Below are 23,451 nucleotides of genomic sequence, written 5' to 3'. Positions count from 1 at the left end.
ACGCTAAGAACCTTCCGGATATACCCAACTTTACGTCCATCGCCAGTCATATTGTCTACCCTTAATACCCTAAGCGGTAAAACAAGGAGATTCGACATGGCTTACCAGACAGTAAATCCTGCCACAAACCAGCTCATCAAAGAATATCCCTCCCATACCGACGCGGATGTTGAAGCGGCGCTGAAGGCGGCCGATGCGCTTTACCATTCGGACTGGGCAAAAGGCGACATTAACCAGCGCCTGCCGGTACTGCGTAAACTTGCGGACCTCATCGACGAACGTACGGAGGATCTGGCCAAAATTGCCAGCAAGGAGATGGGTAAGCTCATTGAGCAGAGCCGCGGTGAAGTGAAACTGTGCGCGCAAATCGCCCGCTACTACGCGGATAATGCCCAACGGTTCCTCGCCCCGGTGAAGTACGACTCCGAACTCGGGGAAGCGTGGGTCGAGCACCACCCTATTGGCGTGCTGATGGCCGTTGAGCCGTGGAACTTCCCTTATTACCAGCTGATGCGTGTCCTCGCCCCGAACCTGGCGGCCGGTAACCCGGTGATCGCCAAACACGCCAGCATCGTGCCGCACTGTGCAGAGACGTTTGCACATCTGGTGCGCGAGGCCGGTGCACCGGAAGGGGCGTGGACCAACCTGTTTATTTCGTCGGATCAGGTGGCGAACATCATCGCCGACGATCGTGTACAGGGTGCCGCGCTGACCGGTTCCGAAAAAGCGGGTAGCGTGGTCGCGGCGCAGGCGGCGAAGCACATCAAAAAATCGACCCTGGAGTTGGGCGGTAATGACGTCTTTGTGGTGCTGGATGATGCCGATCTGGAGAAGGCCGTGAAGACGGGCGTGAATGCCCGACTCAATAACGCCGGTCAGGTCTGTACGGCGGCGAAGCGTTTCATCCTGCATGAGAAGATTGCGGATGCCTTCCTCGCGAAATTCACCGAGGCATTTAAGCAGGTGAAGATTGGCGATCCGCTGGACGAGAGCACCACCCTGGGGCCGCTGTCCTCTCAGGATGCGCTGGACACGTTGACCAGACAGGTCAACGAGGCGGTGAAAAACGGCGCGACGCTGCATTACGGTGGCAAACCGGTGCAGCGTGACGGGTGCTTCTTTGAGCCGACGATCCTGACGCATATCTCGCGCGACAACCCGGCCTACTTTGAGGAATTCTTCGGCCCGGTGGCGCAGATCTATGTGGTGAAAAATGATGACGAAGCGGTCGCACTGGCGAACGATTCCCACTATGGTCTGGGCGGCGCGGTGTTCAGCAAGGATATCGAGCGGGCGAAGAAAATGGCGTCGCGTATTGAGACCGGCATGGTGTATATCAACTGGCTCACCGATACCGCGCCAGAGCTGCCGTTTGGCGGCGTGAAGCGATCCGGTTACGGACGCGAACTGTCGGACCTGGGGATCAAAGAGTTTGTGAACCAGAAGCTGGTGGTGGTGCGTAAGTAACTCCGCGAATAAAAAACCTGCCATCCGGCAGGTTTTTTTGAGGTTATTGCACTTCAATCTTGTCCCAGCCGCTTTTGAACATGCAGCTGTCGACTAAGGTATCCCGGCGATATTCATTCGCGTCTTCAACCGTGTAGCTCGTGGAAATATCCTTTTTCTTTTTCGATTTGTCCATTTTTTCCGAGCTCGAACCGGTCACAACATTGTCCGGGGGCAGATCAATCAGGGCCTGTGCTTCGCATTCCGTGAGCTTTTTATTCATCTCAGCGTCACTGACTCCCGGTTTCACCCATTTATACTGGACGCAACCGGTGAGCAGAAGCGTGATGCTCAGAACGCAAAGCGCGGTAATGCGGTGTTTCATCAGAAGGTGACTCCACCGCCTACATATGCGCCGTCGATCAGCGTGTGGCCAGGGCGACCGTCTTTGCCGTCAACGCTTACGTGACGATAACCCACTTTCAGCGTCACAGGCGTGATTGGCGTCCAGCTCACACCGCCGTTGGCTTCCACGTAGTTTTTCACGCTGTTGTTCAGACCTTCTGGTGCGGCATACCCTTCGCCAAACACGTGGATGCTGTCCGTCAGCGCAACGTTAATACCGCCACCGATGGGGAATGCCACGCCGTTATCGCCTTTTTTCGGGCCAAGGTAGATTGCTTTAGCACCGGCATTCAGCATCACCGGGCCCACTTCCAGGTTGTAACCGGCGCCAACGCCACCTGTTTGCGTGCCGTCGTCAGTGTTTTTGAGCCAGTTGCTTTCAAGGTACACGCCGGATGAGGATTTACCCATTTCCAGATTAAGATTAGTAAAGTTTTTACCTTGCTCAATCGTGCCGCCCATAGCCAGTGCGGAACCCGACAGGACGGTCAGAGCAGAAAGAAGAAGAACATTCAGTTTTTTCATGTTTTGTGCCTCGTCATTAATTTCATCTGAGGCCACCTTAACAAGCGATGTTTATGACTGCAAATGTGATTAAGGTCGTGTTTTTATGCTGTTTTTGTTAATGGCTGGCTTTTGAAATGTTGCTTTCATGTTTAGTTATCGCCGGGTCAATATGTATTACCTGGACGTTTAGGACAGGTTTAGTTTTTTGACTAAATAGACACTGAACGAGACAGAGGATAACCGTTTGACATGAATTAATTGGCTTTCTAATAATTTCCAGAAACATTTCAAATTTTACACTTTGTGGTTTAGTTTTACATTTCTGGCGGTTCACGCGCCTGCAATTGCCTGCCCGCGTATCTCTGCGGTGTCATTTTCCTGACACGTTTGTTCTTTACGTTGTTGGCTTCACTTTCTGGATACTAACAATATGAAAAGAAAAATTATTCCTGTGCTTATCGGTTGTGCGCTCTCTTTCTCTGGCCTGGCGGCGCAGCCCACGGCCGAACACTATGTTGTCAGCTTCCCCGAAGGCACGCGCGTGAGCTACAGCGGCGCGTTTGCCGGTGCGTTCCCGAAGGGGCTCCCGGTCGGGATTGGCTCTGGCCTGCTGTTTACCGGTAAACAGGGCGATACCCTGACGTTTGCGACCGTGACCGATCGCGGTCCGAATGCGGATTCGCCGAAAGTGGGGAAAAACGAAGCCAAAATCTTTGTCACGCCCGATTTCGCTCCGCTGCTGATGACGATTCGCGTACAAAATGGCAAAGCGGAGGCCGTCGATGCGCGCCCTCTGCATGACGATAAAGGCGAGATCAACGGTCTGCCGCTGCAAAGCGGCGTGATTGGCTCGACCAATGAAGTGGCGTTCAGTGACACGTTAAAGGTGCTGAAGGGCGACAATCGCGGGCTGGATACGGAAGGTATCACGCCGGATGGTAAAGGCGGTTACTGGCTGTGCGACGAGTACGGTCCGTTCCTGATTAACGTCGACAGCAAAGGCAAGATCCTGGCGATTCACGGTCCGCAGGCGGCGGAAGGCGAGAAATCCATCGCGGGCGGCTTGCCGAATATTATTAAATGGCGTCAACCAAACCGGGGCTTTGAAGGCCTGACCCGTATGCCGGACGGGCGTATCATTGCCGCGGTGCAAAGCACGCTGGATATCGACGGTAAAAGCAAAAAACAGGCGCTGTTTACCCGCCTGGTGAGCTTCGACCCGGCGACCGGGAAAACCGCGATGTATGGTTATCCCATCGACAGCGCAGCCTACAGCAAAAACAGTGACGCCAAAATCGGTGACATTGTGGCGCTTGATAACCAGCACCTGCTGCTGATTGAGCAGGGCAGCGATAAAAACGATGGCATGCGCAACCTCATCTACAAGGTGGACCTCAGCAAGGCGAGCGATCTGACACGCTTCGATAAGCCGGGCGAATACCCGGAGTTTGATGACGAGAAAACGCTGGCCCAGCGCGGCATTACGCTAGCGGCTAAAACCCAGGTCGTGGATTTGCGCGCGCTTGGCTGGCAGCAGGAAAAGGCCGAAGGGTTAGCGCTGATTGACAACAACACGCTGGCGGTCGCGAACGATAACGACTTTGGCGTGAAGGTGGCGATGGAAAATCCGGTCGAGGGCAAGAAGCTCAAGGATTATCGGGTGAATTCGCAAGGTGCGCTCACGATTGATGATAAACCGGTTGCGACCACCCTCGCCGTGAAGCCGCTGGCGAAGCCGGCGTCAGAAAGCGAACTGTGGATTGTGACGCTGCCCGACGCGCTGAAATAATCTCCCAGCCCTCTCCTCAACTGCGGAGAGGGCTGCGTTCGTACGGTTATTTGCGCAGTGCTGCAAACGCTGTCCGGATCTCATCTTCCGGCAGCTGTAGCCCAATAAACACCATGACGCTTCGCGGCGTTTCATCTCCCCACGGTCTGTCCCAGTCCGCGCTGTACAGCCGCTGTACGCCCTGGAACAGCAGGCGGTTCGGTTCGCCATCAATCCACAGCATCCCTTTGTAGCGCAACAGCCTGTCGGCAAAAGAGAGCAGCAGGTTTTCCATGACGCGGGAGACGTCGCTGATATCCACCGGGTAATCCAGCTCGACCACAATCGACGAGACGTCGTTTTGCTTATCTGCCATAAAGTGGAAGCGCGGCGTTGAGGTGACATGCTCTTCCAGCATAAAGCCGTTGGTGTTGAACAGCTGCGAGAGGTCGATATCACCGTGCGTCGCGATGTAAATCGGCGCGCGCGAGTTGATACGCGTCAGGCGCTCGCGCAGTTTTTCGCTGTCGCCCGCCACGTCGGTTTTGGTCAGCAGGATGCGATCGGCGTAGCCCACCTGCGACTGGGCGAGGGTGAACTGGTTCATCTGTTCGTCGGCATGAACCGCGTCGACCAGCGCAATGACGCCGTCCAGCAGGTAGCGCTGGCAGAGGATCTCATGGGCGAAAAAGGTCTGAATAATCGGGCCGGGGTCGGCCATACCGGTGCATTCAATCACCAGGCGATCAAAATCGATTTCACCGCGATCGCGGCTGTCGAGCAGATCCAGCAGGGCGTCTTCTAATTCATTCGAGCGGGTGCAGCAGATGCAGCCGTTAGTCAGGGTTTTGATCTGCGTGGCGCGATCGCCAATCAGCTGATCGTCGACCGAGACTTCGCCGAATTCGTTTTCGATCACGGCGATTTTGAAGCCGTGCTGCGCGTTCAGAATGTGGCGCAGCAGGGTGGTTTTACCGGCGCCAAGGAAACCGGTCAGCAGGGTGACGGCAATCGGGGTCATGGTCTCTCCTTTAGCAGCAGCGTACGCCGCCTTCTCCACTCCCGCCGTAGCGCGCTTCCTGACGCTCGCGGAAGAATTCGGTATAGGTCATGTACGGTTTATCCGGATGGTTGGTCTTCATATGCTCAACGTAGTTGTCATAGTCCGGAATGCCAATCAGCATTTTCGCCGCCTGACCGAGGTATTTTTTCGCTTCGCCTAAGTTACCAAACATTGTGCCTTCCAGATAGAAAAAGCCCGGCAGGGGCTGCCGGGCGTAGTTTCCCTTCACCCTAACCCTCTCCCGGAGGGAGAGGGATGCGAGGGCGGATTAGTGGTGTGAAGAGGTCTTCACGCCGCCTTCCGGTACCGGGACATACGGGGTTTCTTTATCCGTACGACCCTCGGCGTTACGCACGTTCAGCCAGGTTTTAATGCCGTAGAAGATGATGCTGTACACCACCACCAGGAACAGAATGCTCAAACCTGCGTTGGTGTAGTTGTTCACCACGATATGGTTCATGTTGGCAATCTGCTGGGCAGTGAGGTCCGCACCGCCTGCGGCAATTTTCTCTTTGTACTGGTTAGCCATGAAGAAGAAGCCTTCCAGCTGCGGATTGGCGCTGAACAGTTTCAGACCAAGTGCCCAGGTGGTGCAGAGCAGCAGCCACAGCGCAGGGATCACGGTGACCCAGATGTATTTGGTGCGTTTCATCTTCACCAGTACAACGGTGCCAAGAACCAGGGCGACAGCGGCCAGCATCTGGTTAGAGATACCGAACAGCGGCCACAGGCTCTTCACGCCGCCCAGCGGGTCGACAACGCCCTGATACAGCAGGTAGCCCCACAGACCCACGCAGCCCGCGGTTCCCAGAATACCCGCCACCAGAGAGTCGGTTTTCTTCAGGAACGGCACGAAGTTACCCAGCAGGTCCTGCAGCATAAAGCGTCCCGCACGGGTACCGGCGTCCAGCGCGGTGAGGATGAACAACGCTTCAAAGAGAATACCGAAGTGGTACCAGAAGCCCATGTCCGCCCACGGCAGCACTTTGTGGAACACGTGTGCGATACCCACTGCCAGCGTCGGTGCGCCACCGGCGCGGTTCAGGACTGACGGTTCGCCAATGTCTTTCGCGGTCTGCATGATCTGCTCAGGCGAAATCACGAAGCCCCAGGAGCTGACGGTTGCGGCAGCATGTGCGCTCGCATCTTTCAGCTGCGCCATGATCAGCGCCGCGTTATCACCGCCCATCTCATGCAGGTTTGGCATGGTAATCCCCAGGCCTGCTGGAGGGGTGTTCATCGCGAAGTAGAGACCCGGTTCGATGATGGACGCGGCAACCAGCGCCATGATCGCCACGAAAGACTCCATCAGCATTGCGCCGTAGCCAATCAGACGCGCGTCTTTTTCGTTAGCCAGCAGCTTCGGTGTGGTACCGGAAGCAATCAGGGCGTGGAAGCCAGAGACCGCACCGCAGGCGATGGTGATAAACAGGAACGGGAACAGCGCACCTTTCCACAGAGGACCGGTACCGTCGATGTACTGGGTCACTGCCGGCATTTTGAGATCCGGGTTAATTACCAGGATGCCGATCGCCAGACCGACGATAACGCCGATTTTCAGGAAGGTCGCCAGGTAGTCACGCGGTGCCAGGATCAGCCAGACCGGCAGAAGAGCGGAGACAAACGCATACCCAATCAGCGCGAAGGTGATGGTGGTGTCCTTGAAGGTCAGCGCCGGGCCCCAGTACGGGTCGTGCGCAATCACGCCACCGAAGTAGATGGATGCAACCAGCAGCACAATACCAATCACCGACACTTCACCCACGCGACCCGGGCGGATAAAGCGCATGTAGATACCCATGAACAGCGCAATCGGCACGGTAGAGCAGACGGTGAAGACCCCCCACGGACTTTCGGCCAGCGCTTTCACCACGATTAACGCCAGCACCGCGAGGATGATGATCATAATCAGGAAGCAGCCGAACAGTGCGATGGTCCCCGGCACGCGGCCCATCTCCTCTTTCACCATCTCACCCAGAGAGGCGCCGTTACGGCGAGAAGAGATAAACAGCACCATAAAGTCCTGCACCGCCCCGGCCAGCACTACGCCCGCGAGCAGCCACAGGGTACCAGGCAGGTAGCCCATCTGCGCGGCCAGAACCGGGCCGACCAGCGGACCCGCACCGGCGATAGCGGCAAAGTGGTGACCAAACAACACGTAGCGGTTGGTGGGCACGTAGTTGAGGCCGTCATTATTAATGACCGCCGGAGTGGCACGCGTCGGGTCGAGTTTCATGACCTTCTGCGCGATGTATAAGCTGTAGTAGCGATAAGCAACAAGATAGACGGAGACAGACGCAACGACGATCCACAGGGCGCTTACGTGTTCGCCCCGGCGTAGTGCGACAACCGCCAGACAAAAAGCGCCGAGGATCCCGAGTAACGCCCAGGGCACGTGCTTCAGTAGTTTTTTCGTATCCATAGTAAGACCTGGTTTTTTATGTAATGAAAAAGGGTCAGGGTTCGTTATGAGGAGGTATTGATTAATGCTGGAGCGATCGTGCCAGAACCACGCGCGTGTAAAGACAGGTAAATGAATGAGCGGTTGAAAGGGCCAGGTGAGCGGTCAAAGAGGGCGGCGAGTGGTTCCGTCTCGCCGCCGCCGGGAGAAATTATGTGATTGAGATCACGTGGTTATCTGCTGTGCGCTCTACCGCCAGATAATTTTCCAGCGTTTTAAGCAGCTTCTCTTTTAGCCAGTTGGGCTCCAGGATTTGAATGTTCGGCAGCCAGTAGAACAGCAGCGGCAGGATCTGGTTCTCGTGTGCCGCCTGACAGCGCAGCGTGACGCCGTTGTGCTGCTCACCGACAAGCTCTTGTTCCGGCAGCAGGTCGCGGCGCATAAAGTAATGTGAAATAGTATCTTTAATGAATATTTTCACTTCGAAAGTGTCTTCCGACACCCACGGATCAAGACTTTTTTCCAGCAGCCCGAGCGCATTTTCTTCCGGCGTGAAGGTTTTTTGTTGAATATCAAACCAGCTAATCTGACTCAACGAGAAGGATTTTAGCCGGCTATTCTCGGTGGCTTGTAAATACCATATATTTTTATTGTTAATGAGTTTATAGGGATTAATCAGGCGGGTTTTACCCTTATAAACGATCTGGCATACATTACGATTCTTAATCGATTTCTCGATTTTCGATAAATAGCGACGAATATCATGTTCTACCGTGTGCTCTGCTTCGTTGCCAAGAATAAGAATAAGAATATGATTTTCGTCAACGCGTGTTTCAAGTTTCTGCCAGAACTCCGTATTTCTTTCCGGGAAAAAGCTATCGGCATTCAGGAAGTTAGCAATCGTGTGATGTAATCCTTGTCCACCGGGAGATTGTGCGGAGTGGATCAGACGATACAGTCCGTTACCGGTATGTTCCACAATAGGTGAAAGCGCATTTAAATCCCGGTAGACAGTGCGCTCGGTAATTTTAAATTTTTCCATGAGCGCACTGCGGTTTACCACACCATTTAAATGTAACTCAACCAGAATATCGACCAGACGTTCAGCCGAGCGGCTCCGCGTCGATTTAGCCATAAGGTCTTCCTGTATATTAGGGTATGCGCTGAATGATGCGGGTCGCACTGACATGTATTGTCAGTATTCAGACACAGAAAATTTCTCTTATGGCTATATAACGGCGTGATTAAGCGGAAACCTTAGGAATTTTTGTGGAAATTGGCGCTGGCCGGGAAACGGCCAGCGCAGGAGGGGGTCACACTGCGGCTTCAGTCTCCATCATGACGGGGTGGAAACGGCGTTTAAAATAGATCAGGCCGTGTCCCGCTTCGCTCAGAATGATGTTTTTAATTTCAACGAGATAAACCAGATGGGTGCCGATGGTTTGCACCTGGCTAATCTCGCCTTCAAGGCTTGCCAGCGCGCCCTTCAGCACCGGTTGCCCCTGCGGACCTTTCTGCCAGCAGGAGAGGGCAAAGCGATCGTCCATTGCCATGCCGGTCATCCCGGCGAAGTGGCGGGCCATGATCTCCTGCTCATGGTTCAGCACGTTAACGCACAGCTTACCGTTACCCTGGAAAACCGGGTTCATGGCACTGTTGGCATTGATGCAGACCATCAACGATGGCGGGGTGTCCGTGACCGAACAGACGGCGGTGGCGGTGATACCGCAGCGTCCTGCATCGCCCTCGGTGGTGACAACGTTAACCGCCGCCGACAGGCTGGCCATCGCATCGCGAAAACGCAGGCGTTGTTCTGTATGCATTGAAACCTCCCGCTGCGTTATTTCAGCAGCTTATCCAGCATGTTGATATCGGAATTATTGTGCAGGTGCGGCACCGTCCAGCCATGCTGGTCGTACTCGGACATGCAGCGGTCGACCATTGCCATCATTTTGTCCATGTTGCCAGAGCTCTGTGCCTGACGCAGACACTGCAGACGGATTTCGTCCTGGCTGCCGGAGTAGTTGATCTCATACAGCTCGTGACGACCACCAAACTCGCTGCCGATGGCATCCCACATCAGTTTCAAAATCTTAATGCGTTCCACGTGATCCATGCCGTTGGAGCCGCGCACGTATTTCGCCAGATACTGGTCGATCTGCGGATTGTTCAGGTCTCGTGCGCTGGACGGCAGATAGATCAGGCCGCTGGTGACGTTACGCTCGATGATGTTCTTGATCTTCGCATAGGCCATCGGGGCCATGACGCGGTAGGTCTGCAGCGCCGCGTGATCCGGCAGGTACGCACCATTCACCCACGGCGTGGCTTCAGAACACATGGAGTCGCTCAGCGCCCAGAACATGTTGCGCCAGGCCACCACTTCCCCGAGATCCGCCTGCACGCCGCGGAACTCCAGGGTGCCGGTACACTCCAGCGATTTCTTCAGCAGCGCGGTAATGAAATCGAGCTTCACCGCCAGACGTACGCAGGCCTGCAGCGGGTACATGCGGGCAAAACCGCCTTCCATGGTCCAGCGACGGCAGCGATCGAAATCGCGGTAGATCAGCACGTTTTCCCAGGGGATCAACACATGATCCATCACCAGGATCGCGTCGTTTTCGTCGAAACGGCTGGAGAGCGGGTAGTCGTACGGAGAGCCGGTCGCGCCTGCCACCATTTCGTAAGAGGCGCGAGAGATCAACTTCACGCCTTCGGCGTCCATTGGCGCAACGAACATCAGCGCGAAGTCCGGGTTTTCGCCCATCACCTGTGCGGAGCCAAAACCGATCATGTTGTAGTGAGTCAGCGCCGAGTTGGTTGCCACCACTTTTGCGCCGCTAACGATGATCCCGGCGTCGGTCTCTTTTTCCAGCTTGATGTAGACGTCTTTTACTTCGTCCGCCGGTTTGTGACGGTCGATGGGGGGGTTAACGATGGCGTGGTTGAAGTAAAGCCCGGTTTCCTGAATACGGGTGTACCAGTTGCGGGCGTTCTGTTCGAACTGGCCGTAGAACGCCGGATTGGCACCGAGCGCGCAGCCAAACGCCGCCTTGTAGTCCGGGGTGCGGCCCATCCAGCCGTAGCTCAGGCGCGACCACTCGGCGATGGCGTCACGCTGTTGACGCAGGTCGTCGGCGCTTTTCGCCACGCGGAAAAACTTATGGGTGTAGCCGCCGCTGCCGGTATCGGTACCCCAGCACAGCGTGTCCTGCATGTCAGGCTTGTGCAGCGCATCGTACATCTGTGCGATGGAGGCTGCCGCATTGCGAAACGCCGGATGAGTGGTCACGTCTTTGACGCGCTCGCCGTAGATATAAATCTCACGGCCATCCTGCAGGCTTTTTAAATACTCTTCACCGGTTAACGGACGTTTGGCATCAGCGCGGAAATCTTCAGGCTTCATAGGGACCTCGTATCGGAACAGTGATGTTAAATTTATGTTTTGTTTTTGTTGTTTAATTGAAGCCTGAGCGGGGGTGAACGTGAAGGGACGATTGGGACAACGGCTGGTACTTTTCGCATATGATCGCAGAGTGTGATTTCCCTCACCCTGAACCCGGGGGAGGGTCAGGGCTGGGGTGGGGTGACAGACGACACCGGTACTTTTTGTGCCCGATACGCGCTCGGCGAACACCCCACTAACCGATTAAAAAACCGGGCAAAATAGGCCGGGTCTTTAAACCCCAGCTGCCAGGCGATTTCGCTGACCGCGCTGTCGGAGAAGAGCAGCATCCGCCTCGCTTCACGCAGCTGACGGTCAAAAATCAGCCGCTTCGGCGGGCGGTTGGCGAAGCGCCGGCAGATATCGGTCAGACGCGATTCGGTCAGGTGCAGTTCGCTGGCATATTCCGGCACCGTCCAGTGCTCATGAAAATGGACGTCAATCAACTGGGTAAAGCGCTGGAACAGTTTCAGCTCGCCGCGCATGCCGCTGGCGGCGTGATCGTCGAGCTTCGCGTTGCGCAGCAGCAGGGTGAACACCGCCTGGGCTAACAGAACCAGCGTGTGTTCGCGCCCGGGCAGTTGTTCCGTCGATTCCCGGGCAATCAGCGGCCAGTAGTGCTTCAGTGCCGCCAGTTCGTCCGGCTTATCGGCCAGCGACAGGCAGATCCCCGGCAGGCCAAAGGCTTCCCGCGTGCCGGGGTAGAGCACTTCCAGCAGCGGCCAGATCAGATCCTCGCGCACCGTCAGAACGTGCCCGTCGCTGTCGGATTCGGTAATAAACGCGTGCGGTACCGACGGGGGGGTGAGCACAAACAGCGGAGCCTGCACCGAGTAGCGGTGATCGTCGAGCTGCAGTTCGATCTGTCCTGTATCCAGAAAGTGCATCTGAAAATACTGGTCGTGACGGTGAGCCTGCATGTCGCGGCCAAAAAAGGCCGCCATGCGGGCGAACGACTGATAGTGAACATCATCCGTTCCCAGACTTTCGTCGTACTCTTTGCTGATGTCGATATTCGCGATCGGGTTCTGGCACATAGCCGCTCCTTACGGGATTTTCTGCGCCGCCATACCCGGCTCGTGCTCAAGGCTTTCCCGCTGCGTCATCGGGATACGTGTCAGCACCAGCGCGCCGACCACCAGCAAGCCGGCAACAAACCACAACCCGGAGCTGAAGCTGCCGGTGCTGTCACGCAGAATGCCGATCAACAGCGGGCTGACGGCGGATCCGACGTTACCGATGGCATTGATCACCGCCAGTGCGACCGCCCGCGACTGCAGGCTAATAACCCGATCCGGCGTGGTCCAGAAGATCGCCATGGCGGTAAACGATCCGGTTGAGGCCATGATGATGCCAAGCAGCTGGATCAGGCTGTGGTGGGTCGCCGAGGCCAGTAACCATCCTGCCGCCGCAAAGAGATACGGCAGAATGGTGTGCTTTTTTCGCTCTTTCAGCCTGTCGGAGCGGCGGCTCCACCAGATCATCCCGAGGATGGTGCAAAACTGCGGGATCGCCGCCAGCAGGCCAATCACAATGTTGCTGCTGCCGGTGTTGAAGCTCTGCAGGATCTGCGGCGTCCAGATATTAATCGCGCTCAGGGTATTCGTGAGGCAGAAATAGGCCAGGGTATAGAGCAGCACGGCCGGGGTAAACACTTCGCGCAGCGTCGAACGCGGCGTGACGGGGCGGGCGATGGCCGACTCCTGCTCGCGGGCGATCATTGTTTTAAGCGCCTGCTTTTCGTCGTCATCCAGCCAGCTGGCCTGATCCGGCGTGTCGTTCAGGTAGAACCACGTCACTACGCCAAGCACCACGGACGGTAGCCCCTCCAGCAGGAACAGCCACTGCCAGCCTTTCAGGTTCCACAGCCCGTCCATGGCCAGAATATAACCGGAGAGGATCGAGCCGAGCATCATGGTCACCGGCATGGCGATCATAAACAACGCATTGGCGCGGGCGCGGTGGTAGGCAGGGAACCACCAGGTGAGATAGACGAGGATCCCCGGCAGGAATCCGGCCTCGGCAATGCCCACCAGCATGCGCAGCACATAGAGCGTGTGCGGGCTGGTGGCGAACATGGTGCAGGTGGAAGCGATGCCCCACACCACCATGATCCCGGCGATCCAGCGACGGGCGCCGACCTTCGCCAGCATGATGTTGCTGGGGATCCCACATATCACGTAGGTGACGTAAAACAGGGTGGCGGCCAGGCCAAACATGGTCGAGGTGAGGCCCAGATCTTTGCCCATCGTCAGCCCGGCAAAGCCGATGTTAATGCGGTCAAGAAACGAGAAGACAAACAGGATAAAGAGAAACACGATCAAACGACGAAACAGCTTCTGAATAACGCGGTGTTCTACAGCTTTATTATCATGGGTTTGCAGGGTAGAGGTCGTCATGTTGCGCTCCACATCGTACGTTTAGTAGACGGATTTATTGTTATTTACTGACGTAACCGGGATATCGATAAAACGTGCCGCCAGCGCCTCGGCGCTGCGTGCAAGCAGGGTGGTGTCGACCCCGACGGCGACAAACAGCGCGCCAAGCTCGAGGTAGCGTTTTGCCAGCGGCTCGTTAGCCATCAGGATGCCGGGCGCTTTGCCTGCCGCACGGATCTGCGCAATGGCCTTCTCAATGGCGGCCTGGACTTCCGGGTGCTGCGGATTTCCGGCAAAGCCCATGTCGGCGCTCAGATCCGCCGGGCCAATAAACACCCCGTCCACGCCTTCCACGTCGAGGATGTGCGGCAGATTTTTCAGCGCCTCGCGCGTTTCAATCTGTACCAGCACGCACATGGCATCGTTAGCGCGCTGCAGGTAATCAGGCGTGCGGTTCCAGCGCGAGGCGCGAGCCAGCGCGCTGCCCACGCCGCGGATCCCCGCCGGTGGATAACGCGTGGCGCGCACCGCCAGCCGGGCTTCATCGGCGTTTTGTACCATCGGCACCAGCAGGGTTTGCGCCCCGACGTCCAGCAGCTGTTTGATCTGGACCGGATCGTTCCACGACGGGCGTACCACCGGCTGGCTGGCGTAAGGCGCGATCGCCTGCAGCTGGGTCAGGACGGTTTGCACGTTATTGGGCGCGTGCTCTGCGTCGATCAGCAGCCAGTCGAAACCCGCACCGGCCAGCAGCTCGGCGCTGTAACTGCTGGTCAGCCCCAGCCAGAGGCCGATTTGCGGTTTTCCGGCGCTCAGCGCCGCTTTGAATCTGTTTTCCATGGTGGTCTCCTAAACAAAACGGCAGCTGATGGAGCCCATCTTGCCGTAGTCCACGTGGAAGGTATCGCCCTTGCTGGCCGGCACCGGGCGGGTAAATGAACCGCCGAGGATGATTTGGCCAGGCTCCAGCTGAACGTCGTACGGCGCGAGTTTATTGGCAAGCCATGCCACACCGTTGGCCGGGTGGTTGAGCACGCCCGCGGCGACCCCGGTCTCTTCAATGACGCCGTTGCGGTAGAGCAGGGCGGAGATCCAGCGCAGATCCAGCTCGTCGGGCTTAATCGGGCGACCGCCAAGGATCACACCTGCGTTGGCGGCGTTATCGGAGATGGTGTCGAACACCTTGCGCGGACGCTGGGTCTCGGGATCGATGTTGTGGCAGCGGGCGTCGATCAGCTCCAGCGCGGGGATGACGTAATCCGTGGCGTTGTAGACATCGAACAGGGTGCAGTTTGGGCCGCGCAGGGGTTTTGCCAGCACGAAGGCCAGCTCCACTTCGATGCGCGGGACGATAAAGCGGTCGGCAGGGATATCGCCGCCGTCGTGGAAGAACATGTCGTCGAGCAGAGCGCCGTAGTCCGGCTCGCTAATCTGCGAGCTGGCCTGCATCGCTTTGGAGGTGAGGCCAATCTTGTGGCCTTTCAGCACGCGACCTTCGGCGATTTTCAGGCTCACCCATTCGCGCTGTACGGCGTAGGCGTCATCAAGGGTGATCGTCGGGTAGTCGAGCGAGATCTGGCGGATCTGCTCCCGGGACTGCTCCGCCTGATGCAGACGATGGGCGATCAGGGTATGGGTGTGTTTATCGAGCATGGCGATTTCCTGTTGTTGCCGGGTGGCGTGCTGCTCACCCGGCTTGCGTTCAAAGCCGTTGTCGGCCCGGTAAGGGCGCTACTTAAACAAAGCGTGCACGTTGTTTTGTTTGTAATTGAGCGTCGGGTGCAGCTCGTCTATTTCAAAAGAGAGCGCCAGATAGCGCGATGCCATCAGGTCGGCGAAGTGGGTTTTAATCAGCTCAAACAGTGCCTTTCCCACCGCCTCCCGGCTCTCCAGACTGCGCCCGGCGCCAATCTTCAGCGTCATATGCACAAAGGCGTAATCGTGCTTACCGTCGGCCATCTGCCAGGTGTCCAGCCAGTGCGCGCGGCTACGGATACCGCCGAGTGGGAAGATTCCCGTGGCGGCAAGCGCGTCGTTCACTTTGGCGAACAGTGCTGGCAGGTCCGCCTGCTCGCGGATGTTGTCAGTGCATTCAGCAATAAAGTGCGGCATGCTGGCTCCTTACGCGGACGCGGGCAGGGGGAAAACGGCGTTAACCTGGCCGGTGCCGGAGCTGGGGAACAGCTCGGTGAGGAACTCCACCTTGCCGTCGTATGTGTCCCAGCCGAGCATCCCCAGCAGCATCACCGTGTCGTGCATATTGCCCTCGCCGTAGCAGTAGTGGGCATACTCCGGCAGCATGCTGCAGAACTCCCTGAACTTGCCTTCACGCCACAGCTTCACCACGCGTTCGTCCATCTGACGGTCGAACTCGCGGGTGTAGCTGTTCATTCCCTCTTCGGCGCGCTGGTCGTCGATAAAACGGTGCGACAGCGAACCGCTGGCGAGCACCGCCACGGTGCCGTCATATTTCTGAATCGCGCTGACGATGGCCTCGCCCAGCCTGCGGCTGTCGGCGAAGTCATGGACGGTGCAGAACGCGGCGATAGAGATCACTTTGAAGTGCTTATCGCTGTTCATGTAGCGCATCGGTACCAGCGTGCCGTACTCCAGCTTGAGGCTCGGGATGTTGTGCGCTTTGGCACGTACGCCGAGTTTCACCGCTTCGTCGGCGATAAGCTGGCCGAGCGCCGGGTTACCGTCGTAGTCGTAGGTCATGTCGCGGATAAAATGCGGCAGCTCGTTGCTGGTGTAGATGCCGGAGAAATGATCCGCACAGTTGATGTGGTAGGCGCTGTTCACCAGCCAGTGGGTATCGAACACAATAATGGTATCGACGCCCAGCTCCCGGCAGCGCTTGCTGATTTCTTTATGTCCGTCGATGGCGGACTGGCGGCAGCCGTGGTTTTTTCCCGGCAGTTCAGAGAGGTACATTGACGGAACGTGGGTAATTTTTGCCGCTAACGCTAACTTGCCCATACTCAGATCCCCCATTTTGGAATCGGATGGTCGCCCATGGAGATGCAGACGTTTTTCATTTCAGCGAACACCTCGAAGCTGTATTCGCCCCCTTCGCGCCCGGTACCGGAAGCCTTCACGCCGCCAAACGGCTGACGCAGATCGCGCACGTTCTGGGTGTTTACAAACACCATTCCGGCTTCGATATTGCGCGCCAGGCGCAGCACTTTGCTGACGTCCTGGGTCCAGATGTATGACGCCAGGCCGTACTCCACGTCGTTAGCCAGACGCAACCCTTCGGCTTCGTCCTTAAACGGCAGCAGGCAGGCAACCGGCCCGAAGATCTCTTCCTGGGCCACGCGCATCCGGTTGTCGACGTCTGCCAGCACGGTCGGGCGCAGGAAGTTGCCGTTTTTCAGGTGAGCAGGGAGATCGGTGGGTTTGTCAGGGCCGCCCGCCAGCAGGGTCGCGCCTTCTTCAATGCCAAGACGGATATAGCCGGAGACTTTTTCCCAGTGCTGCTGGCTGATCAGCGCGCCAACCTGAGTGTTCGGATTGGTCGGGTCACCCACGCGCAGACGGTTCGCGCGCTCGGCAAAGCGCCTGACGAATTCCGGGTAGATGCTCTGCTGAATGAAAATGCGTGAGCCAGCGGTGCAACGCTCGCCGTTGATGGAGAAGATGGTGAACAGGGCGGCATCCAGCGCGCGTTCGATATCCGCATCTTCAAAAATCAGCACCGGAGATTTCCCTCCCAGCTCCATGGAGTATTTCTTCAGTCCGGCGTTTTTCATGATGTTGCGCCCGGTGGCGGTGCCGCCGGTAAAGGAGACGGCGCGCACGTCGTGGTGACGTACCAGCGCATCGCCCGCCGTTGCGCCATAGCCCTGCACCACGTTCAGCACGCCCGCCGGAATACCGGCCTCCAGCGCCAGCTCGCCCAGACGGTCGGCGGTCAGCGGGGAGAGCTCAGACATCTTCAGCACCGCGGTGTTGCCCAGCGCCAGGCACGGCGCAACCTTCCAGGTGGCGGTCATAAACGGCACGTTCCACGGCGACACCAGCGCGCAGACCCCCACCGGCTGCACCAGGGTGTAGTTGAGCATCTTGTCGTCGACCGGGTAGGTTTTACCGTTCATCTGCTGGCACACTTCGGCGAAGAACTCGAAGTTGTGCGACGCGCGTGGAATAAGCACGTTTTTGGTCTGGTGGATCGGCAGGCCGGTGTCGGCGGTCTCGAGGGCCGCAATCTCCGGAACGTGTTGATCGATAAGATCTCCGAGGCGACGCATCAGGCGTGCGCGCTCTTTCATCGGCAGGTTAGCCCACGTCGGGAATGCCTCTTTGGCCGCCGCCACGGCCTGATGAATTTCAGCTTCACCGCCGGACGCGACCTCCGCCAGCACCTCTCCGGTGGCCGGGTTAGTGGTGTGGAAGTAATCACTTCCTGCGACGTTCTTACCGTTAATCCAATGGTTTATTTTTTTCATTTTGCAGTCTCCTCACTGACAATGCGGTTCACCAGGCGGCCCACGCCCTCCACTTCCACGACCACTTCGTCGCCTGGCTGTACGTCAGACAGACCCTTTGGCGTGCCGGTGGCAATCATGTCGCCGGGCTGCAGGGTCATAAATTCGCTGAGATAGGCAATCAGGAACGGGATGCTGAAGATCAGATCGGCAGTGGTGCCTTGCTGGCGCAATTCACCGTTCACGAAGGTACGCAGGGTTAAGTTATGCGGGTCGGGAATGGCCTCTTTCGGCACGATATGCGGGCTGAGGGGGGTCAACCCGTCGCGGCTTTTCACCCGCAGGTTCGGGCGGTAGTAGTTTTCCAGGTAGTCACGGATGGCGTAATCGTTGCAGACGGTATAGCCCGCGACATAGTCCATCGCCTCGCGCTCACTGACCTTGTGCGCCGTTTTGCCGATGACCACCACCAGCTCCGCCTCGTAGTGCATGTACTCAATGTTGTTCGGGCGGACCGAGGTCTGGTTATCGCCGGTCACGGTGTTGGGGGCTTTGATAAACACCAGCGGTTCCGTTGGCGGCGTAAACGCCAGCTCACTGGCGTGATCGGCGTAGTTCAGACCAAGCGCGAACAGCGTGGCGTGCGGATGTGGGCCTTGCGCATGGGCGACCTCGCGTTCGTCAACCACCGGGTTTTCCAGGGACGGGAAGCCTTTCGCCAGAATGCGTACGCGATCGCCCGGCTGCAGCGGGACGCGCGAGTGTGGGGTGCCGAGCAGAATGGCATCGCCCGGACTGAGGGTGGCGAACTCGCTCAGGGCGCTCAGCAGTTCGGCGGCATTGCGCTGCAGGTCAGCGGTGTTCCAGTGGTCCGCTTCCCGGCCGTTAATTTCGGTGACGATGGTCAGGTTATCAACGTGGTCGAGGGCGGCCAGCTCTCCCAGCGGACAAAAGCCGTCGCGGCATTTGGCCTTGATCGCCGGGCGATAAAAACTCTCTTCCGGCAGGCTCACTTCGTTGGCAAGCGCGTAACCGGCGATGTACTCCGCCGCCTCGTCCACGGGAACGTTACGCGCCGTTTTACCCACAACCAGCGCTACCGTGGCACCGCTTAACACGGTTTCTCCCTGCGGGAAGGGAATGGGGTCGCCCGTGCGGATCACGGTGTTATGCGGTTTGATAAACCACACGGCGGTTTTTGGCGGCGTGTTGTAGGGGGCTTTTTCAAACGCGTCGCGCCAGGCATCGCGCTGGCTCTGGTGGTTCAGCGCTACGGCAAAAACAGTACCTTTCATTCACTTACTCCTCAGGCCGGACATCCGGCCTGTGATTTCATTAATATGTTAATGATCTGGTTGTATGCCTTTGCTGTTTATTTCGCAACCAGAAGTGAATAATTTGTGATATGAATAACAATAAATTTACATAAAGAGATTAAAGTCTATATTTATCATTGCGTTAAAATATCAGGCTTGTTTCTGTTAGACTTTTTGTCGTAAAACGCGTTGTGTGTAAAACCAGCAGAACTGAATTGTTCATGTGTTAATGATTACCGGGAGAGGCTATGCATGATTCATTAACTATCGCCCTGTTACAGGCGCGGGAAGCGGCGATGTCTTACTTCCGCCCGATTGTGAAACGGCATAACCTGACCGAGCAGCAGTGGCGCATCGTGCGCGTACTGGCCGAACATCCGTCGATGGATTTTCACGATCTGGCGTTTCGCACCTGTATCTTGCGTCCCAGCCTGACGGGCATTCTGACGCGCATGGAGCGTGACGGTCTGGTGCTGCGCCTTAAGCCCGTAAACGATCAGCGCAAGCTGTACGTATCGCTGACCAAAGAGGGGAACAGGCTATACGAGCGTGCCCAGGCGCAGGTGGAAGAGGCGTATCAGCAAATCGAGGCCGAATATACGCCGGCGAAGATGCAACAGCTGACAGCGCTGCTGGAAGAGTTTATTGAACTGGGGAACCGGCATATCACAGCGCGCGAAGAAGAGTAAAAACCACAAATTTAAGGATGATTTTCGTAAAGTTTTCTCTTTCCAGGCCGAAAATCCTGTTATCTGTCTGATGGAAAGCGAAAACATGTTAAACCGTATCAAGATTGTCACCAGCTTAATGCTGGTATTAGCGATATTTGGCCTTTTACAACTCACATCCGGTGGTCTTTTCTTCAATGCCCTCAAGCATGACAAAGAGAATTTCACCGTCCTGCAAACCATTCGCCAGCAACAGTCCACGCTGAACGCCAGCTGGGTTGCCCTGCTGCAAACCCGTAATACCCTGAACCGTGCGGGTATCCGCTACATGATGGATCAGAGCAATATCGGCAGCGGCGCGACCGTGAACGATCTGATGCAAATTGCGGCGGCTTCCCTGAAACAGGCAGAAAAAAACTGGGCTGAATACGAAGCCCTGCCACGCGATCCGCGTCAAAACGACGCCGACGCGACGGAGATCAAACGTAACTACGATATCTACCACGGTGCACTGGCGGAGCTGATCCAGCTGCTGGGCGCGGGCAAAATCAACGCCTTCTTCGATCAACCTACCCAGAGCTATCAGGATGGTTTTGAGAAGCAGTACGTGAACTATCTGCAGCAGAACGACAAGCTGTATCAGATGGCGGTGGAAAACAGCAATAGCTCCTACAGCCAGGCAATCTGGGTGCTGATTAGCGTACTGATTGCGGTGCTGGTGGTGATCGTGGCCGTGTGGCTGGGTATCAAGCAGGCGCTGATTTCGCCACTTACCCGTCTTATCGACAACATTCGTCATATCGCCAGCGGCGATCTGGTGAAGCGCATCGAGGTGCAGGGCGCTAACGAGATGGGTGAACTGGCCGACTCGCTGCGTCATATGCAGGGCGAGTTGGTCCGTACCGTTGGTGATGTGCGTAACGGTGCTAATGCCATATACAGCGGCGCGAGCGAAATCGCGATGGGTAACAACGATCTCTCTTCCCGTACGGAACAGCAGGCCGCATCCCTCGAAGAGACCGCTGCCAGCATGGAGCAGCTGACGGCGACCGTTAAGCAGAACGCCGAGAACGCCCGTCAGGCGAGCAACCTGGCGCTGAGCGCGTCTGAAACCGCGCAGAAGGGCGGTAAAGTGGTGGATAACGTGGTGCAAACCATGCGTGACATCGCGGGCAGTTCGCAGAAAATTGCCGATATTATCAGCGTGATCGACGGCATCGCGTTCCAGACCAACATTCTGGCACTGAACGCCGCGGTAGAAGCGGCACGTGCGGGCGAGCAGGGCCGCGGATTTGCCGTTGTTGCGGGTGAAGTCCGTAACCTGGCACAGCGCAGCGCCCAGGCAGCACGTGAGATCAAGAGCCTGATTGAAGACTCTGTTGGCCGCGTGGAAGTCGGGTCTACCCTGGTAGAAAGCGCCGGCGAAACCATGGGTGAAATCGTTAATGCGGTAACCCGCGTGACGGACATCATGGGCGAAATCGCCTCTGCGTCTGATGAGCAGAGCCGCGGTATCGATCAGGTGGGTCTGGCGGTGGCTGAGATGGATCGCGTGACCCAGCAGAACGCCTCGCTGGTGGAAGAGTCTGCGGCGGCGGCAGCGGCACTGGAAGAGCAGGCGAGCCGTCTGACTCAGGCCGTGGCCGTGTTCCGCATTCAGCAGGAGCAGATGAAAGCCCGCGAGCAGGCTTCAGCGAAAACCGCTGTGGCCCCTATGATGGCGCGTAAAGCCGCGACCACCGATGCGGGCGAAAACTGGGAAACGTTTTAATCCTGCCACAGTGCCGGGGGGCGGCTACGCCTGACCCGGCCTGTAATGGGGCGTTTTGCAGGCCGATATCACAGAGGCAGGCGCATGGCACAGCGGGAGTCATACGCGAAACCGTGCGCCGCTTCTTCCTCTCTTTTCTGACGCAGTTCAGGCGTTAGCATCGTCACCGTTTCAAACCCGAGTCGCGCATAAAACGGCGCATTCCACGGCACCTCGCAAAAGGTGGTCAGCGTCAGCGATGTCAGCCCCAGCGTGCGGGCATGGTCTGCGGCGCAGGCGATAAGTCGCCGACCTATTCCTCTTCCCTGCCACTCCCGATGAACCGAGAGTTCGACAATAAACAGCGATGACGGATGGGCTTCTGCAAGGATAAACCCGACGGGCAGGTCGTTTGCCAGCGCCAGCCAGCTTAACCCGCGTTTCGCGTAATCAAGATGATGTTCCGCGCAAATGACGTCGCCGTCTGCAAGCCAGGCCAGTTCGGGGACGTCCCGAAAACGCTCGCCTGCCGCGCGCTCGATGGCGGGCAGGGCTGCAACATCTTTGGGCGTCGTCGGTCGAAAGAGAATGTTCATGGCGGAAAGTATACCCCGACCAGCCGCGCCTATTCTGAACAAATCAGGACCGGCGCATAGAAATTGCTGATCACCAGCGCGTCTTCCGGCGTGCGTTCAATCTTCAGGAGTCTTTTGTTCCCCGGCGTCAGGCCGGCGACGTACTTTTCAAAGACCCCCGGTGGCAGGGTGTCATGGCTAAAGCGCGCCACGCTTTGTATGAATATTTCATAGAGTGAGCCCTCAACGTGCCGCCACGTAAACATCTCCTGGCGGGAAACATCCCAGTGATGTGGCTCGTTAACCACGTCGCCGTTAAGCGTAAGGTACCCTGTGTTGTCGGGCTGAAAGCGCAGCGTAATCTCCCCTTCAAAGGAGAAATCATGATCGTCATGTCGGGCTGAAAATGTCAGGTTTCCTGCACAGGTTCCGGACAGCGGAGGCGTGTAGACGTACCACGCCAGCGTCACGCCAATCAGCAACAGATTGAGCGCCAGAATAAGCCACACTTTTTTTTGTTTCATATCACCACTCGTAAAAGTAAAGCGTTCGGCAGGCGCTAGCTTTACCGTCCGTGAGAGAACACTGGGAAAGGACCAGCCGCCCTTCGTGGCCATAGAAAAGTGTTCTCTGGATGTGCATATAGAAAATAGAGTTTTTCAGGCAGGGCAGATTACCTTCGCGCTGAAGCGTCTGCGCCAGCGCCATGGCCTTAGAGTGAAACACATCTGCCAGCGGGGCGAAGGTGTAGACCGGACAGGTGCCAATGTGGGTGAGCAGATGAGTGTCACTGTACTGGTGCGCCTGTTTCGTCAAACAGGCGCCGATGCACAGCGCCACGACCATCAGCGTAAGTACACCGCAGAATAGCCATTCTGGCTGAATGCGTCGTGAGGCCGGGACCGACTCCACGACGGGAAAATCGTCCTCCAGGGGCGTTACCGCGATATCAGCACTGAGCATAAAGCCCGTTTTCGGCACGGTGACGATAAACAGGGTGTCGGGCAGCAGGCTCGACAGCATTTTGCGCACAATACTGATGTATTGATTTAACGAATTGTTGGACCCCTGGAGCCCACGTTGATCCCAGACATCACTCAGAAAGGTGTCACGTTCGACGACGTTGCCGTGATGCTGAACCAGCAGCTTCATGATGGCGTTGGCGGTACAGGTGAGGATTTGTCTGTCCAGATCGGGTGCATTGATAAGAGAAACAGAACCGTCTTCGTCGTTATAGACGATGGCGTCAGCAAGCAGGTATTTCATAAGTTATTGTAATACAGAAAAAATAACAAAAAAGAAGAT

At 57.0% G+C, this 23,451-nt stretch carries 23 protein-coding genes; 4 read left to right on the top strand and 19 right to left on the bottom strand.

The window, feature by feature from the left end; translation table 11 throughout:
* The first annotated feature begins 96 nt into the window (after positions 1–96).
* Entirely contained in the window at positions 97–1,467 is a 1,371-nt protein-coding gene (locus tag QRN24_RS12955; protein WP_025205640.1) for an NAD-dependent succinate-semialdehyde dehydrogenase, read from the top strand.
* A 43-nt stretch (positions 1,468–1,510) separates the two neighbouring features.
* Here QRN24_RS12955 and QRN24_RS12950 read toward each other — a convergent pair whose 3' ends face one another.
* Positions 1,511–1,831: a hypothetical protein gene (locus QRN24_RS12950; protein WP_020885318.1), complete on the bottom strand. Its 321-nt coding sequence runs from the start codon at positions 1,829–1,831 to the stop codon at positions 1,511–1,513.
* Positions 1,831–2,376 carry a YfaZ family outer membrane protein gene (locus QRN24_RS12945; RefSeq protein ID WP_014168475.1) on the bottom strand — a complete coding sequence of 182 codons (546 nt, stop codon included), beginning with the start codon at positions 2,374–2,376 and terminating at the stop codon, positions 1,831–1,833. Before QRN24_RS12945 ends, QRN24_RS12950 begins: the two co-directional genes overlap by 1 nt.
* A gap of 412 nt (positions 2,377–2,788) precedes the next feature.
* On the opposite strand from QRN24_RS12945, the gene QRN24_RS12940 reads away from it, so the two are divergent.
* The gene (locus tag QRN24_RS12940; RefSeq protein ID WP_049023611.1) at positions 2,789–4,147 is read left to right on the top strand and encodes an esterase-like activity of phytase family protein; all 1,359 of its coding nucleotides are present in this window, start codon (positions 2,789–2,791) and stop codon (positions 4,145–4,147) included.
* A gap of 46 nt (positions 4,148–4,193) precedes the next feature.
* On the opposite strand, the gene yjiA is transcribed toward QRN24_RS12940, so the two are convergent.
* The 14 genes from yjiA to hpaG form a co-directional block, all read right to left on the bottom strand.
* Complete coding sequence (yjiA, locus tag QRN24_RS12935; RefSeq protein ID WP_020885316.1) at positions 4,194–5,147, bottom strand: GTPase; 954 nt, start codon at positions 5,145–5,147, stop codon at positions 4,194–4,196.
* A gap of 10 nt (positions 5,148–5,157) precedes the next feature.
* Positions 5,158–5,361 carry a YbdD/YjiX family protein gene (locus tag QRN24_RS12930; RefSeq protein WP_003856610.1) on the bottom strand — a complete coding sequence of 68 codons (204 nt, stop codon included), beginning with the start codon at positions 5,359–5,361 and terminating at the stop codon, positions 5,158–5,160.
* 96 nt (positions 5,362–5,457) lie between these two features.
* Positions 5,458–7,611, bottom strand: a complete 2,154-nt coding sequence (locus tag QRN24_RS12925) for a carbon starvation CstA family protein (protein WP_020885314.1) — start codon at positions 7,609–7,611, stop codon at positions 5,458–5,460.
* A 190-nt stretch (positions 7,612–7,801) separates the two neighbouring features.
* Positions 7,802–8,725 carry a helix-turn-helix transcriptional regulator gene (locus tag QRN24_RS12920; protein WP_284942768.1) on the bottom strand — a complete coding sequence of 308 codons (924 nt, stop codon included), beginning with the start codon at positions 8,723–8,725 and terminating at the stop codon, positions 7,802–7,804.
* A gap of 178 nt (positions 8,726–8,903) precedes the next feature.
* Positions 8,904–9,413 (bottom strand): 4-hydroxyphenylacetate 3-monooxygenase reductase subunit, encoded by a 510-nt coding sequence (locus QRN24_RS12915; RefSeq protein WP_014168481.1) that lies wholly within the window; start codon positions 9,411–9,413, stop codon positions 8,904–8,906.
* 17 nt (positions 9,414–9,430) lie between these two features.
* On the bottom strand, positions 9,431–10,993 hold the full coding sequence (hpaB, locus tag QRN24_RS12910; RefSeq protein ID WP_014168483.1) for a 4-hydroxyphenylacetate 3-monooxygenase, oxygenase component: 1,563 nt from the start codon (positions 10,991–10,993) through the stop codon (positions 9,431–9,433).
* A gap of 164 nt (positions 10,994–11,157) precedes the next feature.
* Positions 11,158–12,069 carry a 4-hydroxyphenylacetate catabolism regulatory protein HpaA gene (hpaA, locus tag QRN24_RS12905; RefSeq protein WP_014168485.1) on the bottom strand — a complete coding sequence of 304 codons (912 nt, stop codon included), beginning with the start codon at positions 12,067–12,069 and terminating at the stop codon, positions 11,158–11,160.
* 9 nt (positions 12,070–12,078) lie between these two features.
* Positions 12,079–13,431 (bottom strand): 4-hydroxyphenylacetate permease, encoded by a 1,353-nt coding sequence (gene hpaX, locus QRN24_RS12900; RefSeq protein WP_020885310.1) that lies wholly within the window; start codon positions 13,429–13,431, stop codon positions 12,079–12,081.
* Positions 13,432–13,452: 21 nt separating this feature from the next.
* On the bottom strand, positions 13,453–14,250 hold the full coding sequence (gene hpaI / locus QRN24_RS12895) for a 4-hydroxy-2-oxoheptanedioate aldolase (protein ID WP_032681713.1): 798 nt from the start codon (positions 14,248–14,250) through the stop codon (positions 13,453–13,455).
* A gap of 9 nt (positions 14,251–14,259) precedes the next feature.
* Positions 14,260–15,063 carry a 2-oxo-hept-4-ene-1,7-dioate hydratase gene (hpaH, locus tag QRN24_RS12890; protein WP_020885309.1) on the bottom strand — a complete coding sequence of 268 codons (804 nt, stop codon included), beginning with the start codon at positions 15,061–15,063 and terminating at the stop codon, positions 14,260–14,262.
* Positions 15,064–15,141: 78 nt separating this feature from the next.
* Entirely contained in the window at positions 15,142–15,522 is a 381-nt protein-coding gene (locus QRN24_RS12885; RefSeq protein ID WP_020885308.1) for a 5-carboxymethyl-2-hydroxymuconate Delta-isomerase, read from the bottom strand.
* 9 nt (positions 15,523–15,531) lie between these two features.
* Positions 15,532–16,389, bottom strand: a complete 858-nt coding sequence (hpaD, locus tag QRN24_RS12880; RefSeq protein ID WP_020885307.1) for a 3,4-dihydroxyphenylacetate 2,3-dioxygenase — start codon at positions 16,387–16,389, stop codon at positions 15,532–15,534.
* Between the two features lie 2 nt (positions 16,390–16,391).
* Complete coding sequence (gene hpaE / locus QRN24_RS12875) at positions 16,392–17,858, bottom strand: 5-carboxymethyl-2-hydroxymuconate semialdehyde dehydrogenase (RefSeq protein ID WP_049023609.1); 1,467 nt, start codon at positions 17,856–17,858, stop codon at positions 16,392–16,394.
* Positions 17,855–19,132, bottom strand: coding sequence for a 4-hydroxyphenylacetate degradation bifunctional isomerase/decarboxylase (gene hpaG / locus QRN24_RS12870; RefSeq protein ID WP_049023608.1), 1,278 nt, complete (start codon positions 19,130–19,132; stop codon positions 17,855–17,857). The genes hpaE and hpaG overlap by 4 nt, the downstream gene beginning before the upstream one ends.
* A 269-nt stretch (positions 19,133–19,401) precedes the next feature.
* On the opposite strand from hpaG, the gene hpaR reads away from it, so the two are divergent.
* Together hpaR and tsr are read left to right on the top strand one after the other, a co-directional pair.
* Positions 19,402–19,842 (top strand): homoprotocatechuate degradation operon regulator HpaR, encoded by a 441-nt coding sequence (gene hpaR / locus QRN24_RS12865; protein ID WP_014168494.1) that lies wholly within the window; start codon positions 19,402–19,404, stop codon positions 19,840–19,842.
* A gap of 85 nt (positions 19,843–19,927) precedes the next feature.
* On the top strand, positions 19,928–21,592 hold the full coding sequence (gene tsr, locus QRN24_RS12860) for a methyl-accepting chemotaxis protein (RefSeq protein ID WP_032670796.1): 1,665 nt from the start codon (positions 19,928–19,930) through the stop codon (positions 21,590–21,592).
* Between the two features lie 68 nt (positions 21,593–21,660).
* Here tsr and QRN24_RS12855 read toward each other — a convergent pair whose 3' ends face one another.
* From QRN24_RS12855 to QRN24_RS12845, 3 genes are read right to left on the bottom strand one after another with little or no spacing between them, the layout of a single operon-like run.
* Positions 21,661–22,167, bottom strand: coding sequence for a GNAT family N-acetyltransferase (locus QRN24_RS12855; RefSeq protein ID WP_025205617.1), 507 nt, complete (start codon positions 22,165–22,167; stop codon positions 21,661–21,663).
* Positions 22,168–22,196: 29 nt separating this feature from the next.
* Positions 22,197–22,670 carry a FidL-like protein gene (locus QRN24_RS12850; protein WP_059306536.1) on the bottom strand — a complete coding sequence of 158 codons (474 nt, stop codon included), beginning with the start codon at positions 22,668–22,670 and terminating at the stop codon, positions 22,197–22,199.
* Position 22,671: 1 nt separating this feature from the next.
* Entirely contained in the window at positions 22,672–23,412 is a 741-nt protein-coding gene (locus QRN24_RS12845) for a winged helix-turn-helix domain-containing protein (protein ID WP_121339939.1), read from the bottom strand.
* Between the last annotated feature and the right edge of the window lie 39 nt (positions 23,413–23,451).

It is taken from the genome of Enterobacter sp. MEB024, from assembly GCF_030209635.1.
Classification (GTDB): Bacteria; Pseudomonadota; Gammaproteobacteria; order Enterobacterales; family Enterobacteriaceae; genus Enterobacter; species Enterobacter ludwigii.
Note: the sequence above shows the minus strand (reverse complement) of the source record. Positions and strands in the feature narration are given on the sequence as shown.